This is a genomic window from Streptomyces sp. 6-11-2 (assembly GCF_006540305.1).
Classification (GTDB): Bacteria; Actinomycetota; Actinomycetes; order Streptomycetales; family Streptomycetaceae; genus Streptomyces.
This window is the reverse complement of the sequence record NZ_BJOR01000001.1, coordinates 885,896-901,404: the sequence shown is the minus strand read 5'-3', so window position 1 is coordinate 901,404 and position 15,509 is coordinate 885,896. Positions and strand designations below refer to the sequence as shown.

Genomic DNA, 15,509 nt, shown 5'->3' with positions numbered 1-15,509 from the left:
CCCGCCCCGCGGGCCGCCCCCGCGGCCCGCGGGACCCCGCCGCGGCTCCGCCCGTACACGCCGCATGCCACCCCCGCCACCATGCCGACGCTCACGAAAGGTCCAAGAAAGCGTGACAACTCGCACGTCCACCGAGGAGAGCCTGTGGGCCCGGTGCTTTCACCCGGCCCCGTCCCGCTCCGCCCAGCTCCACTGCTTCCCGCACGCGGGCGGCTCAGCGTCCTTCTACTTCCCCGTGTCCGCCCAACTGTCCTCCGTGGCCGAGGTTTTCGCGGTGCAGTACCCGGGACGACAGGACCGGCGCAAGGAAGTGTCGCCCACGGACATCGCCACCCTCGCCGACCAGCTCTACGACGCCCTCGGCCCCGGCCTCAAGGCGCGGCCGACCACGTTCTTCGGGCACAGCATGGGCGCCACCCTGGCCTTCGAGGTGGCCCGCCGGCTGGAGGCCGACGGCGGTGAGCTCGTCCGGTTGTTCGCGTCCGGGAGACGCGCGCCGTCGACCGTCCGCGACGAGCGGGTGCACCGCCTGTCCGACGAGGGCATCGTGCGGGAACTGAAACTCCTCGCCGGCACCGACACCGCGCTGCTCGGCGACGAGGAGATCCTGCGCATGATCCTCCCCGCCATCCGCAGCGACTACGAGGCGATCGAGACCTATCGGTGCGCTCCCGACGTCACCGTCCGCGCCCCGATCACCGTCCTCACCGGCGACAGCGACCCCAAGACGTCGATGGCCGAGGCCGAGGCGTGGCGCGGCCACACCACCGGCGACTTCGACCTCCAGGTCTACCCCGGCGGCCACTTCTACCTGACGGCGGAGGCGCCCGCGGTCATCGCCTCCCTCAGGAAGCACCTCACCGGGCAGGGCTAGGGCCTCTCGCTCGGATCATGCCGGGCTCACGGGCCCCGGCACGGCACCGGACCCCGCTCCCTGATCCGGCCTGATCCGAACGAAAGACCCCGGCGTCTTCCGTTCCGCCCCTCGTCAGGCCACGGGCGGCGGGCGGAACGGAAGACCTCCGGAGGGCTGGGCCATGCGCGTCCAGCGAGCGGGCTCGGGACGTCACGAGGTGTCGCGCGGGCGCGGCCACACGTCGCCTCACCTTTCGGAGATCGCGGCGAGCCATGCCGTGTCCTCCGGACCCGGTGCTTCGGGGCCGGGCGCGGGCAGCCGGCGGAGCTCGCCCGTGCGCAGGGCGACCGTGGCCCGTGGCCGCATCGGTCCGTCGCCCCTGCGGGAGAGCAGGACGAGTTCCCAGACCGTCGCCGTCATTGCGTCGAGCCGGGTGGCGCAGTCGGCGGTGACTCGCCGGGGGTCCCGGGTCCGGCCCAGGGACAGATGGGGGGTGAAGTCCTTGGCGGGCCCACGGCAGCGCGGGAACCGCTGCCGCAGTGCGCGGTACAGGTCCGCCCACGGCGCCTCGCCGGCTGCCGTCGGGTCGAGCCACACGGTGAAGTACGCCCTGTGCCGGAAGGTGCGCACCCCGTCCAGCCGGACGGTGAAGACCGGCGCCGCGGCCGTCGCCGCGGCGAGCAGCGGGGCCGCCCGCGCGAAGTCGGACTCCGGTACGAAGCCGTAGAGCACATTGACGTGCGGCGGCCACCGGTGGATCTGCGGATCGTAATCCCGGCGGATGTCCTGGACCGGCGGCCACAGTTCCGCGGGCGGGATCCAGGCCACCGCCGTGCGGGCCGTCGGGAACACGTCGAGGACACCGACGGGCTCGCCGCTGCCGGAGGTCGCGTCGAAGCCCGGGACCGTTCGCGGGTCCCGCACCCGGCCGGCGCCGGACGCGTCGACGCGGTCCACGCCCGTGGACCGGTCCCAGACCACCTCGTCGTCCGCCTCGATGAACACCACCCGGTGCCAGGGGATGTCGCCCCCGGGCACGAAGGAAGGCAGCGGGACGCGTGCGACGCCGTCCCCGCGCAGGCTGATCCCCAGCACGAACCGGGACGGGTCGAACCGGGGGTCCCAGCGGACCCGGTGATAGATCTCGTCGCTGGTTCGCATCACGCCTCCTCTCCCGCCTTACACCCTCTCCTCCTCCAGGGTGCCGCCCGGGACGAGGCGGTACTCGGTGCGGCTGGTCAGGACGGAGCCCGGGCGCAGCACCGTGCTCGGGTACTCCGGTCGGTTCGGCGAGTCGGGCAGGTGCTGGGTCTCCAGGCAGACGGCCGCGTATCGCTCGTGGCGCTGGCCCGCCGCGTCCTTGAGCGTCCCGTCGAGCTGGTTGCCGGTGTACACCTGGAGGCCCGGTTCGGTGGTCCAGACCTCCAGGGCCCGCCCGCTCTCCGGATCCTCGAGGCGGGCCGCACGCCGCAGGGCCGACCCGTCCGAGAGCGGGCGCAGTACCCAGCAGTGGTCGTAGCCGCCCGCCGCCCGCAGTTGCGGGTCGGGATCGTGCAGGCGGGCGCCGATGGCGTGCGCGCGGGTGAAGTCGAAGGGGGTGCCGGCCGTCGCCGCGCTGGGCCCGTACGGGATGCCTTCGCCGGACAGCGGCAGGTAACGGTCCGCGTCCAGCTGGAGCATGTGGTCGGCCACCGTGCCGGCACCCGACAGGTTGAAGTAGGCGTGGTTGGTGAGGCTGACGACGGTCGGCCGGTCGGTGACCGCCCGGTAGTCCAGCGCCAGGGTTCCCCGGGCGTCGAGGACGTAGGTGGCCGTGACGTCCAGTGTTCCGGGGAAACCCATGTCGCCGTCGGGGCTGCGCAGCGTGAGGCGTACCCCCGCGCGGTCGTCGCCCAGCACGGGCGAGGCCGCCCAGATCCGCCGGTCGAAGCCGTCCGGGCCGCCGTGCAGGGCGTGGCCCCGGTCGTTCACCGGCACCTGGTGTGCCCGGCCGTCCAGGGTGAAGCGGCCGTCGGCGATCCGGTTGGCGTACCGCCCCACCAGGGCCCCCAGGTACGGGCTCGGGCCGGCGTAGTCCTCGGTGCCGGTCAGTGACAGGACGACCGAGCGTGCGACTCCGTCACGGTCCGGCACCTCCAGGGCGTGCAGGATGCCGCCGTAGGTGAGCACCTCGGCGCGCACGCCGCGGCCGGAGTCGAGGTGCCAGCGTTCCACCGGGGTGCCGTCGGGCGTGGTGCCGAAGGGGGAGCAGCGCAGGGCGGGTCCGGGCATGGAGGTCCTCGGGAAGGGGGGTGGCGGGCCGGTTCAGCGGTGGCGGCCCAGGGTGGACTCGCGTACCACCAGGTCGTGGCCCGGCCGCAGCCGGCGCGGCTCTCCGTCGGCCGAGCCGGTCAGCCGCGAGATGACGCAGCCGACGGCCTGGCGGGCGATGGCCTGCTTGTCGGGGGAGACGGTGGTCAGGGTGATCGCCCCGAAGCGGCCCTCCTCGATGTCGTCGAACCCGACCACCGCGACGTCCTGCGGGACGCGCAGCCCGCGCTCGCCGAGCACCCTCATGGCGCCGATCGCCTGGAGGTCGTTGTAGGCGAAGACCGCGTCGGGCCGCACTCCGCGGTCCAGCAGGACGGTCATGGCCTGCGCGCCGTCCGCCCGGCCGTAGCCGTCGGTGGGGGCCACCAGAGAGTCGTCGTGCGGCAGCCCGGCCGCGGCCAGCTCCTCCCGCCACCCCTGGAGGCGCAGGTGGGCGGGCTGCCGGGCGCTCTCCGCCCGCGCGCCGAGGAAGGCGATCCGCTGCCGTCCCATCCCCACCAGGTGGCGGACCGCGCTGCGCGCCGCGGCGACGTTGTCGATCGCGATGTGGTCGTAGGGGGCGTCGTACTCCCGCTCGCCGAGCAGCACCAACGGTGATGTGTCGGTGCGGCCGCGCAGGTCCTGGTTCTCCAGCTCGATCGGGGAGAGGATCAAACCGTCGATCACATGGGTCCGGAACCCCTGGCAGACGAGCATCTCCTTCTCCCGCATGCCGGCGGTGTGGTCGAGGAGCACGGTGTAGTGGTGGCGGGCCGCGGCGTCGATGACCGCGCTGGCCAGCTCGGCGAAGTACGGGTTGCCGAGTTCGGGTACGGCCAGCGCGATGATCCCGGTGCGGCCCTTGCGCAGGTGGCGCGCGGTGAGATTGGGTCGGTAGCCGAGTTCGTCGATCGCCTGTTGCACCCGGGCCCGCATGGCCGGGGTGACGTGCGGATAGTCGTTGACGACGTTCGAGACGGTCTTGATGGACACTCCCGCTCGCAGCGCGACGTCTTTGAGGCTGACGCCCACGGCGTTCCCTCCTTGTCGGGCCGGGCGCAGGACTGCGACGGTCCTGCGGCACGGCGTCTGTCATCAGGTGCGGCGTGCCCGCGCTAGGTACCGCTGGGCCACGACCACCACGATGAGGAAGCCGCCGCTGACCACGGACTGGTAGGACGAATTGAGCGAGCCTATCTGGTTGATCAGATTCTGGATGACCGCGAGCAGCAGCACTCCCCAGAGGGTGCCGCTCACCGAGCCGGCGCCGCCGATCAGCAGGGTGCCGCCGATGACCACCGCGGCGATGGCGTCCAGCTCCATGCCCACGCCGATGATCGTCACTCCGGAGGAGAGCCGCGCGGCGTTGAGCGCTCCGGCGAACCCGGCGAGCAGACCGCTGAGCAGGTAGACCAGGACCCGGGTGCGGGCCACCGGCAGCCCCATCAGGGTCGCGGCGTCGGCACTGCCGCCCACCGCGAACAGCGACTGGCCGAACGAGGTGCGCTGCAACACCGCCCCGCCCGCGGCGAACAGGGCCAGCGCGATGAGCACCGGATACCCGAAGCCGCCCACCGTCCCCTGGCCGAGTTCGGCGAAGGCCGAGCCCCGGGGCACCAGATAGGTGGTGGCGCCCTCGTGGGTGAGGGCGAGCAGCAGGCCGCGGGCCCCCAGCAGGGTGGCCAGGGTGACGATGAAGGGGGCCATGCCGGCCCGTGCGATCAGCAGCCCGTTGAGTGCGCCGATCGCGCCGCAGACGGCCAGCGGCAGCAGCAGCGCGGCCCAGAGACCGTACTGCGAGGCCCAGGCGGCCAGCACGCCGCCGAGCGCGAACACCGATCCGACCGAGAGGTCGATGCCGCCGGTGATGATCACCAGCGTCATGCCCAGGGCGACGACGGCGATGAAGGACGCCTGTACGGCGATGTTCCGGGCGTTGTCGAGTGTGCCGAAGGACGGGAAGACGAACGAGGAGACGAGGACGACCGCCACCAGGACGGCGAGGGCGCCGTGCCGTTGCAGGAGCGTCGTGATCCGCTCCTGGCCGGCGGTGGGGGAGGGGGACGCCGCCGTCGGACGGAGGGCGGCCGACAGCTGCCGGGGGATGGTGAGTGACTTCATCGGGACCTGCGCTCCCGGGCGACGTAGACGGCGACGAGGATGATGGCGGCCTGGGCGATCTGCGCGGTGGAGTCCGGCAGATCGTGCTTGACCAGGGTGGCCCGCAGCAGCTGCATCAGCAGTGCGCCGGTGACGGTGCCCAGCACCCGTACCGAGCCGCCGGTCAGCGGCGTGCCGCCGACCACCACCGCGGTGATCGCGGACAGCTCCATGAGGTTGCCGAGCGCGGAGGGGTCACTGGCGGTCAGCCGGGCGGTGGCCAGCACGCCGGCGAGCGCCGCGAGGACGCCGCACAGCACGTAGACGCCGATCAGGACCCGCTTGACCGGCAGTCCGGCGAGTCCGGCGGCGGCCCGGTTGCCGCCCACCGCGACCAGTTGCCGGCCGAAGGTGGTGCGGTGCACGACGCCGGCCACCGCCAGCGCCAGGACGCCCGCGGTCAGTACCACCACGGGGATGCCCAGCACCTCCCCGCTGCCCAGCGCCAGCAGGTCCGGGTTGACGATCTGCTTGAGCTGCCCGTCGGCCATCACCAGGGCCAGCCCCCGGCCTCCGACGAACAGGGCGAGGGTGGCCACGATGGGTTGCAGGCCCACCACGGCGACCAGGGTGCCGTTGACCGCGCCCACGACGACCCCGGCCACCAGCGCCACGAGCAGCGCCGGAACCAGACCGTAGCCGAGATAGAGGGGCAGCACGGCGGCGGCCAGCGCCATCGTGGACCCCACCGACAGATCCACGCCCTCGGTGCCGATGACCAGCGCCATGCCGAGCGCCACGATGACGACCGGGGAGACCTGCACCAGCTGGGTCCGCAGGTTGCCGACCGTCAGGAAGTGGTCGGTGAACGCGGCGTTGAAGGCGAGCAGCACCAACACCGCGGTATAGACGCCGTACTTCTGGAACCAGGCCGGTGCGGCGAGCCGCACCGCGCTCCGTCCCAGTGCCGGCGACAGCTGGGTCATTCCTGCTCCTTGTCCGTGTGCGGCGGTGTGCGCGGCGGTGTGTGCGGCGCCTCGGCAGCGGGCTCGGAGGTGTGGGCGGCCAGCATGTCCAGCAGTTCGGGCTCGCTGACCAGGTCGCCGGCCAGCTCACCGGCCACCGTGCCGCCGCGCAGCACCACCAGCCGGTCCGCGCCCTCCACCAGCTCCTCGACGTCGGAGGAGATCAGCAGCACCGCCAGTCCCTCCTGCGCCAGTTCGTCGATGAGGGCCTGCACCTCGGCCTTGGCGCCGACGTCGATCCCGCGGGTGGGCTCGTCCAGCAGCAGTACTTTGGGCTCCAGGCAGAGCCAGCGTGCCAGCAGCACCTTCTGCTGATTGCCGCCGGAGAGCTCCTCGACCTTCTGCTCGGGGCCGGCCGCCTTGATCCGCAGCCGCTGCATGAAGATCTCGACGATGCGGTCCTGCCGCTTGCGGGAGACGACACCGGCCCGGGACAGACGGGGCATGGCGGCCAGGACGATGTTCTCCCGCACCGACAGACCGGGCACGATCCCCTCGGCCTTGCGGTCCTCGGAGAGCAGGCTGATACCGGCCCGGATCGCCGCGGCGGGAGACGGGCGGCGCAGCTCTCCGCCCGACACCGAGACCGTGCCGGAGTCCAGCGGCAGCGCACCGACCAGGGCCTTCGCGGTCTCGGTACGGCCGGAACCCAGCAGTCCGCCCAGGCCCAGAACCTCCCCCGGACGCAGTTCCAGCGACACCTCGTCGAGCAGATGACGGCGGCTCAGCCTCTCGGCGGTGAGCACCGGTTCACGGGCGGCGTCGTGAGCGGCGCCGAAGCCGGTGACGCCGTGCCGTCGGACCTCGGCCACCTCCCGGCCGAGCATCATCGAGACCAACTGCATACGGTCCAGATCAGCGAGGGCGCCGGTGTGCACCAGCCGCCCGTCGCGGAGCACGGTGACCCGGTCGCAGATGCGGTACAGCTCGTCCATCCGGTGGCTGACGTAGAGGACGGCGATGTCCTGGCTGTGCAGGTCCTCGATGACCCGGAACAGCGTCTCCACCTCGCGCGGCTCCAGCGCGGAGGTCGGCTCGTCCATCACCACCACCCGGGCCCGCACCGAGACGGCCCGTGCCAGTGCCACCATCTGCTGGGTGCCCACGCCCAGGGTGTTCAGGGGACGGCGCACATCGGCCGTGACCCCGAAGCCGGCCAGCAGCTCGGCCGCCTCCCGGTGCATCCGGGGGAAGTCGATCAGGCGCAGGCGGTTCTTGGGCTCGCGGCCCAGGAAGATGTTCCGCGCCACGCTCATCATCGGGACGAGGTTGACCTCCTGGTAGATGGTCGAGACGCCCGCCTGCTGCGCCTCGTGCGGCCGGGCGAACGAGACCGGCTGCCCGCCCAGGCGCAGCTCCCCGGTGTCGGGGCGGTGCACTCCGGTGAGCACCTTGATCAGCGTGGACTTGCCGGCGCCGTTCTCGCCGACCAGGGCGTGGATCTCACCGCGGCGCAGCGTCAGGGAGACGTCGTCGAGCGCCACCACGCCGGCGAAGCGCTTGCCGACGCCGACGGCCTCCAGCACCGTCGGTGGCGCGGCGCCGTCCGCGTCCGGATGCGGTGCGGCGACAGCCGCTTCGGGGGGTGCCATGGGGTCAGGCCTTCCGTCGGTCGGTCAGCGGGGAGCGGGCCGCCCGGTCAGGGGCGGCCCGGGGCGGCTCAGTAGGCTCCGGACAGGGAGTCCTTGGCGTTGGACGCGTCGTAGGCGCGGTCGGAGATGATCACGTTCTCCGGGATGGACTCGCCGGCGAAGAACTTCTGCGCGGTGTCGAAGGCCAGCGGGCCGAACCGGGGGTTGGACTCGATCACCCCGTTGTACTGGCCGTCGGCCAGGGCCTGCACCGCGTTGCGGGTGCCGTCGATGGAGACGATCTTGACGTCCTTGCCGGGCTTCTTGCCGGCTCCCTTGAGGGCGGTGACGGCGCCCAGGCCCATCTCGTCGTTCTCCGCGTACACGGCGGTGATGTCCGGCTTGGACTGGATCAGCTGCTCCATCACCTGCTGGCCCTTGTCGCGGGCGAACTCACCGGTCTGCTGGGCCACGATCTCCAGGCCCGGGGCCTTGGCCTTGAGCTGGTCGACGAAGCCCTTGGTGCGGTCGGTGGTGACGTTGTTCCCGGACGAGCCCAGCAGGATCGCGACCTTCCCCTTGCCGCCGGTCACCTGGATCATCGCGTCCGCGGCCCGCTTGCCCTGCTCGACGAAGTCCGAGCCGAGGAAGGCCACATAGTCCTTGCAGGCGGTGGCGTTGAGCTTGCGGTCGACGGTGATCACGGGCACGTGCTTGGCCGCGGCGGCCTGGAGCGCCGGTTCCAGGCCGTCGGAGTTCAGCGGCGCCACGATCAGCAGTTGCGCACCCTGGGCCAGCATGTCCTTGATGTCGCTGATCTGCTTCGACAGTTGGGACTGGGCGTTGGTGGTGAGCAGCTTCTTGACGCCCAGTTTGGCGGCCTCGTCCTTGATGGATTGGGTCTCGGCGATCCGGAAGGGGTTGGCCTCCTTCTCGGACTGCGAGAAGCCGACGACCGCGTTCTTCAGGTCGATCTTGGTGGCGCCGTAGGCCTCCAGGGTGCAGCCCGATCCCGAGGAGTCGGCGGACGGCGACTGCACCACCTGGGCGCCCTGGCTGGTGTCGGAGGAGGCCGTGCCGCTGCCCTCCTCCTTGGAGCAGCCGGCGGCGAGGGCCGCGGCGGCAGCGAGGCAGACGGCGGCCACGAGACGGGATCTGCGAGGGCTGGTCATGGTCGTTGCACTCCTTGCGTGGTGGGGCGACTGCTGTGTCACGGCGAGGTCGACGGCGTCGTCCGGATCGCCGAAGGGGCACCGAAGGGGCCACAGGGTGGGAATGCGGCGTCGCACACGTTCTCGGCAGGGGCAGGGGCAGGGGCAGGGGCAGGGGCAGGGGCAGGGGCAGGTCAGCGGCTAGGCCGGGTCAGGGCCAGGGAGGGGGCCGGGAGGCCCCCGGGGTGGACCGGGGGCCTCCCGCCCGCGTCACCGCCTGGTGGGTGCGGCGGGTTCGTGGGCGGCCAGCGAAGCCACCTCGGCCCCGCTCAGGGCGCGGTCGTAGGCGTGGACGTCGGCGATCGCACCGGTCCAGTGGTCGACCGGACCGCCGTTGTACTTGCCGCGGCCGATCACCAGGTTTCCGGTGGGCACCTCTCCGTTGCAGGCGCGGGTGGAGCCCGCCTCGGTGCCGTCCACGTAGATCCGCAGCGCCCCGTCCCGGTGGCTGTAACTGCCGACCAGGTGGTACCACTTGCCGGCCTGCGGCTCACCGATGCTGTTCGCGAGCGCCCGGGCGCCGGAGAAGCTGAACGCGAACCGCTTGTCGGCCTGGGAGTACTGGAGGTAGAAGACGCTGCTCCTGTCGCCGTCGATGGACACCGCGGTGCTGAAGTGGCCCTTGTCGTCCAGCCGGACCCAGGCGGCCACCGAGTAGTCGCCCTTCTCGGTGTCCAGGACGGGCGCGCCGGCGTCGACGTAACCGGTCGTGCCGTCCAGTCGCAGCGCGCCGCCGTTCGGCCCGGAGGTCCAGGTCGCGCCGCCCTTGAGGGTGCCGTCGTGTCCGCCGGCGACGTCCGTGGCCACCGTGCCGGTCTGCTGGTGCAGCGGCCACCAGGACACTCCGGCCGGTCCCGGGGTGCCCGCCGGGACGTTCACCCCGCCCGCGGCGGAGCCCGCCGCGATGACCTGCTGGTTGATCTCCCGCACCGGGCCGGGGAGCACCTTGACCACCTTGCGGTCGTAGGTGAGCAGGCCGTTGAGTTCGCCCTCCACGTCCGTGACCTGGGTGTAGACCGAGCCGGAGAGCCCGCAGGAGGCACGCTGGATCAGCTTCCTGGTGTTCTCCACGTATGCCTTGGTCAGCTCCTCCGTGCTGGTGGCGGCGTCACCGTAGTCCTGACCGCCGGCAGTCCCCAGGATGTGGCCCGGAACGACGTACGAGTAGCCGCCGTGCTCTCCGTCGACGGACGCCCGGGTGGCGTCGGGGGCGGGGTTCGCCGGGCCGTGGTAGTCGTGGAAGTCGATGATGTCGCCTCGCCCCGAATCACCCTTGGAGGCACAGCAGTTGACCCCGGAGTGGGCATCGACGAGACGGGACGGGTCCTGCTTCTTGACCGCATCCGCGAGCTCACCGGTGGCGGCCTTGCTCCATTCGCCCCAGCCCTCGTTCATCATGGTCCACATGACGATCGACGGGCTGCTGATGTGCTGGTCGACGATCGTGTGCACCTGGTCGATGAAGGTCTGGGTCTCCGGTGTGCCCGCCGCCGCCGTCATACGGCTCGGCATGTCCTGCCACACCATCAGACCGAGCCGGTCGGCCCAGTAGTACCAGCGGGCCGGCTCCACCTTGATGTGCTTGCGCACCGCGTTGAAGCCGAGCTTCTTGTGCTCCACCAGGTCGTACTTCAGGGCCTCGTCGGTCGGCGCGGTGTACAGGCCGTCCGGCCAGAACCCCTGGTCCAGGGTGGCCATCACGAAAGTGGGTTTCCCGTTGAGCACGATCTTGTTGACGCCGCCGACCGGGGCGACCTCGATCGACCGCATGCCGAAGTAGGAGCCGACCTCGTCCTTTCCGGCACGTCCGCCGTCCAGGGTCACCTTGAGGTTGTACAGGTACGGGTCGTCCGGGCTCCACAGGTGCGGCTTGCTGATCGGGATGCGCAGCGCGGTACCGGCTCGGCCGGTGACCGATCCCACGGCCTTGTTGCCGGCGTAGGCGGTGGCGGTGGCCTTCGCCGTCGGGGCGGTGCCGGCAGCGGGGCGCACGGTGACGGAGAGCGAGTTGTCCGCCAGGTCCGGGGTGAGCACCAGCGAGTCGACGCTCGCCGCGGCGACGGGCTCCATCCAGACGGTCTGCCAGATGCCGGAGGTCGGGGTGTACCAGATGCCGCTCGGATCGGTGGACTGCTTGCCGAGCGCGTACTTGTCGTTCGTGGTGTCCTTGACCTTCACCAGCAGGGTCTGCTGCCCGCGTCCGGTGAGCGCGTCGGTCACGTCGGCGCCGAACTCCTCGTAGCCGCCCAGGTGGTGGGCGACCTGCCTGCCGTTGACGTAGACCCAGGCTTCGTGGTCCACCGCGCCGAAGTTCAGCCGCAGCCGGTTGCCCGATCCCACCTTCCAGCCGTTCGGCACGGTGAAGGTGCGCTGGTACAGCGACCAGTCGTGGTGCTTGGCGACGCCGGACAGGGCCGACTCCATCGGATACGGCACCAGGATCTTCCCGGTGAGCTTCCCGGTGGGCAGCGCGGCGTCCTGCTGGGTGGCCTGGAACTGCCAGGTGCCGTTGAGGTTCTGCCAGTTCTTGCGGGTCAGCTGCGGCCGCGGGTACTCGGGCAGGGCGTTGTCGGCGGAGACGTCCTTGGCCCACTTGGTGGCGAAGTACCAGGTGGAGTTGTTCTGCGCCACCACGGAGAAGGGTCCGAGTTCGCCGTGGGCGGTGGTGATGCCGCCCTTGCCGTCGTAGCTGATCCGCACGTCGGCGTTGAGGGAGACGGGAGTGTCGTCCTTGCCCGGGGTGACCAGGAGCCTGGAGGCGTTCTTGGGATCCCTGGCCACGGTGGGGGACCAGAGGGTGCCTCCGGAGACCACCGCGAGATGCTTGGCCGCGTCGGCCGGAACGGCCTTCACGGCGGAGGGCAGTTCGATCGTGGCGGTCCGTCCGGTCGTGGCGACGGTGCCCTTGGCGTCGGCGGGGGCGAAGCCGGCCGGCAGGCGCAGCGCCGAGTCGGGGATCGGCTGCCGGGAGAAGCCCGGCCCCGACCACTCGGTGTGCAGGTAGGCCCCGCCGTTGCCCTGGTTGTAGTCGACCGCGAGGTCGTGCGGACCGGCCGTCAGGGTGATCGCCTCGGAGGTCGTCTGGACGTCCCAGTCGGTGGTCCAGTGGTCGATCACACTGTCCCCGTCGAGGGACATCCGGAAACCGTTGTCGCCCTTGATGTAGAAGGTGTAGACGCCGTCCGCGGGCACCTGGAGCCGGCCCGTCCAGCGCACCGCGACGTTGTCCGTGGTCCCGGCGTAGGCGCGCAGCGTGGGCAGCAGGTCGTCGACGTAGAGGGAGTTGTCGATCCGGGTGCCGGTGTACGACGCGAAGTCCAGCGCCGTGGTGCTGGACATCCGGTAGTAGTCACCTCGCAGGCCGAGGTCGGCGGCCCCGGCGGAGGGAGGGGACGCCGCAGCGGGTGCGGCACTCACCTGGGCCGGGACCAGCAACGCGGCTCCCAGCAGCAGTGGCAGCAACGCAGCGAGTCGGCCGAGGAAGGGTATTCGGAGTCTGCCTGGGCTCATGCTCACCCTTTCCGTAACGGAAATTGTCCACGCCTGAACCTGCGCCGAAGGAGACGCTCGCGCCGCGCGGCACAGCGGGAAACACCGTGGGAAGCGCAGCGGAAGCGTCTTGTATAACGTTGGAAAAGTCGGCGCGGGAGCATGAAAGCAGGGCCCTCGCAACCCTGTCCAGACCCCGGACCCCAACCGATGTGCACCGACACGGCCCCGGTTGCAAGACATCCAAGTCAGCGGCGAGCAGGCGCCGTTCGAGGTCTGGACACGACCGCTCGCGCATGCTGTCATTCCTGTCGGCGGCAGTCTCTCCAACGTTATAAGGCGCGCTGACGCCGCGTCCGCACAGCGCCGCCGGCCGGTCCGCACGCGCCGGCCGTCATCCCCCACCACGACCGCCGCCGGCCGGCGGTCTCCTCGTCGTCCCACCGCCCTGTCCCACCTCCGGCAGTTAAGGAAGGACGTCCGCATGGAACGTCGCGCGTTCCTCAACCGCTCACTGGCCGTCGTCGGTGGCGCAGCGCTGGCCGGAACGGCGGGTCTGCCCGCGCAGGCGGCCGCGCCCCGGCCGCCGGTGCGTCTGGTCGGCCCCACCCGCGCTGCCGCCCGATACCCGGCCAACCGGGCCCCGTTGCGGCAGGAGCCCTTTCTGCGGCTTCCCCCGGGCAGCGTCACCCCCAAGGGCTGGCTGCGCGAACAGCTCGACCTCCAGCTGAACGGCCTCAACGGGCGCCTGCCGGAGGTCTCCGACTACCTCTCCCCGGCCACCAGCGGCTGGGCCGTGCCCGACAGGGACGGCTGGGAGGAACTGCCGTACTGGCTGCGCGGCTTCGGCGACCTCGGCTACGTCACCGGCGACGCCAGGACGCTGGAGCTGACCCGCGCCTGGATCGACCGCATCCTGGCCACCCGGCAGCCGGACGGCTTCTTCGGCCCGTCCGCGCTGCGTACGGCGCTCAACGGCGGCCCGGACTTCTGGCCCTACATGCCGGTGCTGGACGCCCTGCGCACCTGGCACGAGTACAGCGGCGACGACCGGGTCGTCCCGGCGCTGCGGGGGTGGCTGAAGTACCTCGATACGCAGCCTGCCGAACTGTTCGGACAGGGCTGGGGCTCCGCCCGCTGCGGCGACACCATCGACACGGCCTACTGGCTGTACAACCGCACCGGCGACTCCTGGCTGCTGGACCTGGTGCACAGGATCCACGCCAACAGCGCCGACTACACCACCGCGATACCCACCTGGCACAACGTCAACCTGGCCCAGGGCTTCCGCGAACCGGCCCAGTACGGCGTTCTGGCCGGCGACCCGTCCTTCCGTGACGCCACCTACCGCGTCTACGACACCGTGATGCGCCGGTACGGGCAGTTCCCCGGCGGCGGCTTCGCCGGGGACGAGAACGCCCGCAGCGGCTACCACGATCCCCGCCAGGGCTTCGAGACCTGCGGCATCGTCGAGTACATGCACAGCCATCAGCTGCTCACCCGCATCACCGGCGACGCGGTGTGGGCCGACCGCTGCGAGGAGCTGGCGCTGAACCTGCTGCCGGCCGCGCTCGACCCGCTGCACAAGGGCATCCACTACGCGACCTCCGCCAACGGCATCCAGCTCGACAACGTCCCCAAGTCACATGGCCAGTTCGACAACCGCTTCGCCATGCAGGCGTACATGCCCGGCATCCACCAGTACCGCTGCTGCCCGCACAACTACGGCATGGGCTGGCCCTACTACGCCGAGGAACTCTGGCTGGCCAGTGCCGACGGCGGCCTGTGCGCCTCGCTGTACGCGGAGTCCTCGGTGCGCGCCGACGTGGCCGACGGCACCACGGTCTCCATCGCCGAACGCACCGACTACCCGTTCGGCGAGACCGTCACCTTCACCCTGTCCGCACCCCGGACGGTGCGCTTCCCGCTCTACCTGCGCGTGCCGGGCTGGTGCCAGGCCCCCACGGTGCTGGTGAACGGCCGCCCCGCGCAGGCCTGCGGCAGCGGCGGATACCTGGTGCTGGACCGCCCCTGGCAGCACCGCGACACCGTGGAACTGCGCCTGCCCATGCGCACCACGGTGCGCACCTGGGGCGCGAACCGCGACTCGGTCTCCGTCGACCACGGTCCGCTGACCTACTCCCTCCGGATCGAGGAGGAGTGGACGCGGTTCGCCGGTACCGAGGACTGGCCCGAGTACGAGGTGCGCCCGGCCTCGCCGTGGAACTACGCCCTGGTACTGGACGAGAAGGACCCCGCCCGCTCCTTCACCCCGGAGCGCACCCGCGCCCACGCCGCCAACCCGTTCACGCACACCGGCACCCCCGTCCGCATGCGGGCCAAGGCGCGCCGTGTCCCCGCCTGGCAGGCCGACGACCAGGACGTGGCGGCGCCGCTCCAGCAGAGCCCGGCGCGCTCCACCGAGCCGGTCGAGCACATCACGCTGATCCCGTCCGCCGCCGCGCGGCTGCGCATCACCGCCTTTCCCACGGCGGAATCGGGCCGGCGGGCGTGCGAATGGGTCGCCTGCACCGCGTCCTTCAGCGGCGTGGACAGCCCCCAGGCCCTGATCATCAACGCCACGGCCGGGCCCGCGGACTCCTTCGACCAGTCCATACCCCGCTTCACCTGGTGGGACCGGACCGGCACGGAGGAGTGGGTGCGGTACGAGTACGCCGAGCCGGTCCGCACGAGCGGGGTGTCGGTGTACTGGTACGACGACACCGGCCACGGCGCCTGCCGGGTACCGCAGTCCTGGCAGTTGGAGTACCGGTCACCCGCGGGTGTCTGGCAGCCGGTGAGCGGCGCCTCGGCATACGGCACGGCCACCGACACGTTCAACCACGTCTCCTACGAGCCGGTGACCGTCACCGCCCTGCGCCTGCGCGTGCGACTGCGGACCGGCGTCTCCGGTGGCGTGCTGGCCTGGCGGGTCCGGCTTTCGTGAGGCCCGGGCGGTGACGGCGGC

The 15,509-nt window shown here is 71.6% G+C and carries 10 protein-coding genes; 2 read left to right on the top strand and 8 right to left on the bottom strand.

Going from position 1 to position 15,509, the window contains the following annotated elements; translation table 11 throughout:
- Window positions 1-112 precede the first annotated feature (112 nt).
- Complete coding sequence (locus TNCT6_RS03910; RefSeq protein ID WP_253266020.1) at window positions 113-874, top strand: thioesterase II family protein; 762 nt, start codon at window positions 113-115, stop codon at window positions 872-874.
- A 228-nt stretch (window positions 875-1,102) separates the two neighbouring features.
- Here TNCT6_RS03910 and TNCT6_RS03905 read toward each other — a convergent pair whose 3' ends face one another.
- The 8 genes from TNCT6_RS03905 to TNCT6_RS03865 form a co-directional block, all read right to left on the bottom strand.
- A complete protein-coding gene (locus TNCT6_RS03905; protein ID WP_141356582.1) occupies window positions 1,103-2,017 on the bottom strand; it encodes an RNA repair domain-containing protein in 915 nt (304 codons plus the stop codon).
- Between the two features lie 18 nt (window positions 2,018-2,035).
- On the bottom strand, window positions 2,036-3,127 hold the full coding sequence (locus TNCT6_RS03900; protein WP_141356580.1) for an aldose epimerase family protein: 1,092 nt from the start codon (window positions 3,125-3,127) through the stop codon (window positions 2,036-2,038).
- A gap of 33 nt (window positions 3,128-3,160) precedes the next feature.
- Window positions 3,161-4,177, bottom strand: a complete 1,017-nt coding sequence (locus TNCT6_RS03895; RefSeq protein ID WP_141356578.1) for a LacI family DNA-binding transcriptional regulator — start codon at window positions 4,175-4,177, stop codon at window positions 3,161-3,163.
- Window positions 4,178-4,240: 63 nt separating this feature from the next.
- The gene (locus tag TNCT6_RS03890) at window positions 4,241-5,266 is read right to left on the bottom strand and encodes an ABC transporter permease (protein ID WP_141356576.1); all 1,026 of its coding nucleotides are present in this window, start codon (window positions 5,264-5,266) and stop codon (window positions 4,241-4,243) included.
- Window positions 5,263-6,231 carry an ABC transporter permease gene (locus TNCT6_RS03885; RefSeq protein ID WP_141356574.1) on the bottom strand — a complete coding sequence of 323 codons (969 nt, stop codon included), beginning with the start codon at window positions 6,229-6,231 and terminating at the stop codon, window positions 5,263-5,265. The genes TNCT6_RS03890 and TNCT6_RS03885 overlap by 4 nt, the downstream gene beginning before the upstream one ends.
- Window positions 6,228-7,862, bottom strand: coding sequence for a sugar ABC transporter ATP-binding protein (locus TNCT6_RS03880; protein WP_141356572.1), 1,635 nt, complete (start codon window positions 7,860-7,862; stop codon window positions 6,228-6,230). Before TNCT6_RS03880 ends, TNCT6_RS03885 begins: the two co-directional genes overlap by 4 nt.
- A 68-nt stretch (window positions 7,863-7,930) precedes the next feature.
- Window positions 7,931-9,013 carry an ABC transporter substrate-binding protein gene (locus TNCT6_RS03875; RefSeq protein ID WP_141356570.1) on the bottom strand — a complete coding sequence of 361 codons (1,083 nt, stop codon included), beginning with the start codon at window positions 9,011-9,013 and terminating at the stop codon, window positions 7,931-7,933.
- 249 nt (window positions 9,014-9,262) lie between these two features.
- The gene (locus TNCT6_RS03865; RefSeq protein ID WP_141356566.1) at window positions 9,263-12,562 is read right to left on the bottom strand and encodes a LamG-like jellyroll fold domain-containing protein; all 3,300 of its coding nucleotides are present in this window, start codon (window positions 12,560-12,562) and stop codon (window positions 9,263-9,265) included.
- A 463-nt stretch (window positions 12,563-13,025) separates the two neighbouring features.
- Between TNCT6_RS03865 and TNCT6_RS03860 the strand changes: the two genes are divergently transcribed.
- A complete protein-coding gene (locus TNCT6_RS03860; protein ID WP_141356564.1) occupies window positions 13,026-15,488 on the top strand; it encodes a beta-L-arabinofuranosidase domain-containing protein in 2,463 nt (820 codons plus the stop codon).
- Window positions 15,489-15,509 lie beyond the last annotated feature (21 nt).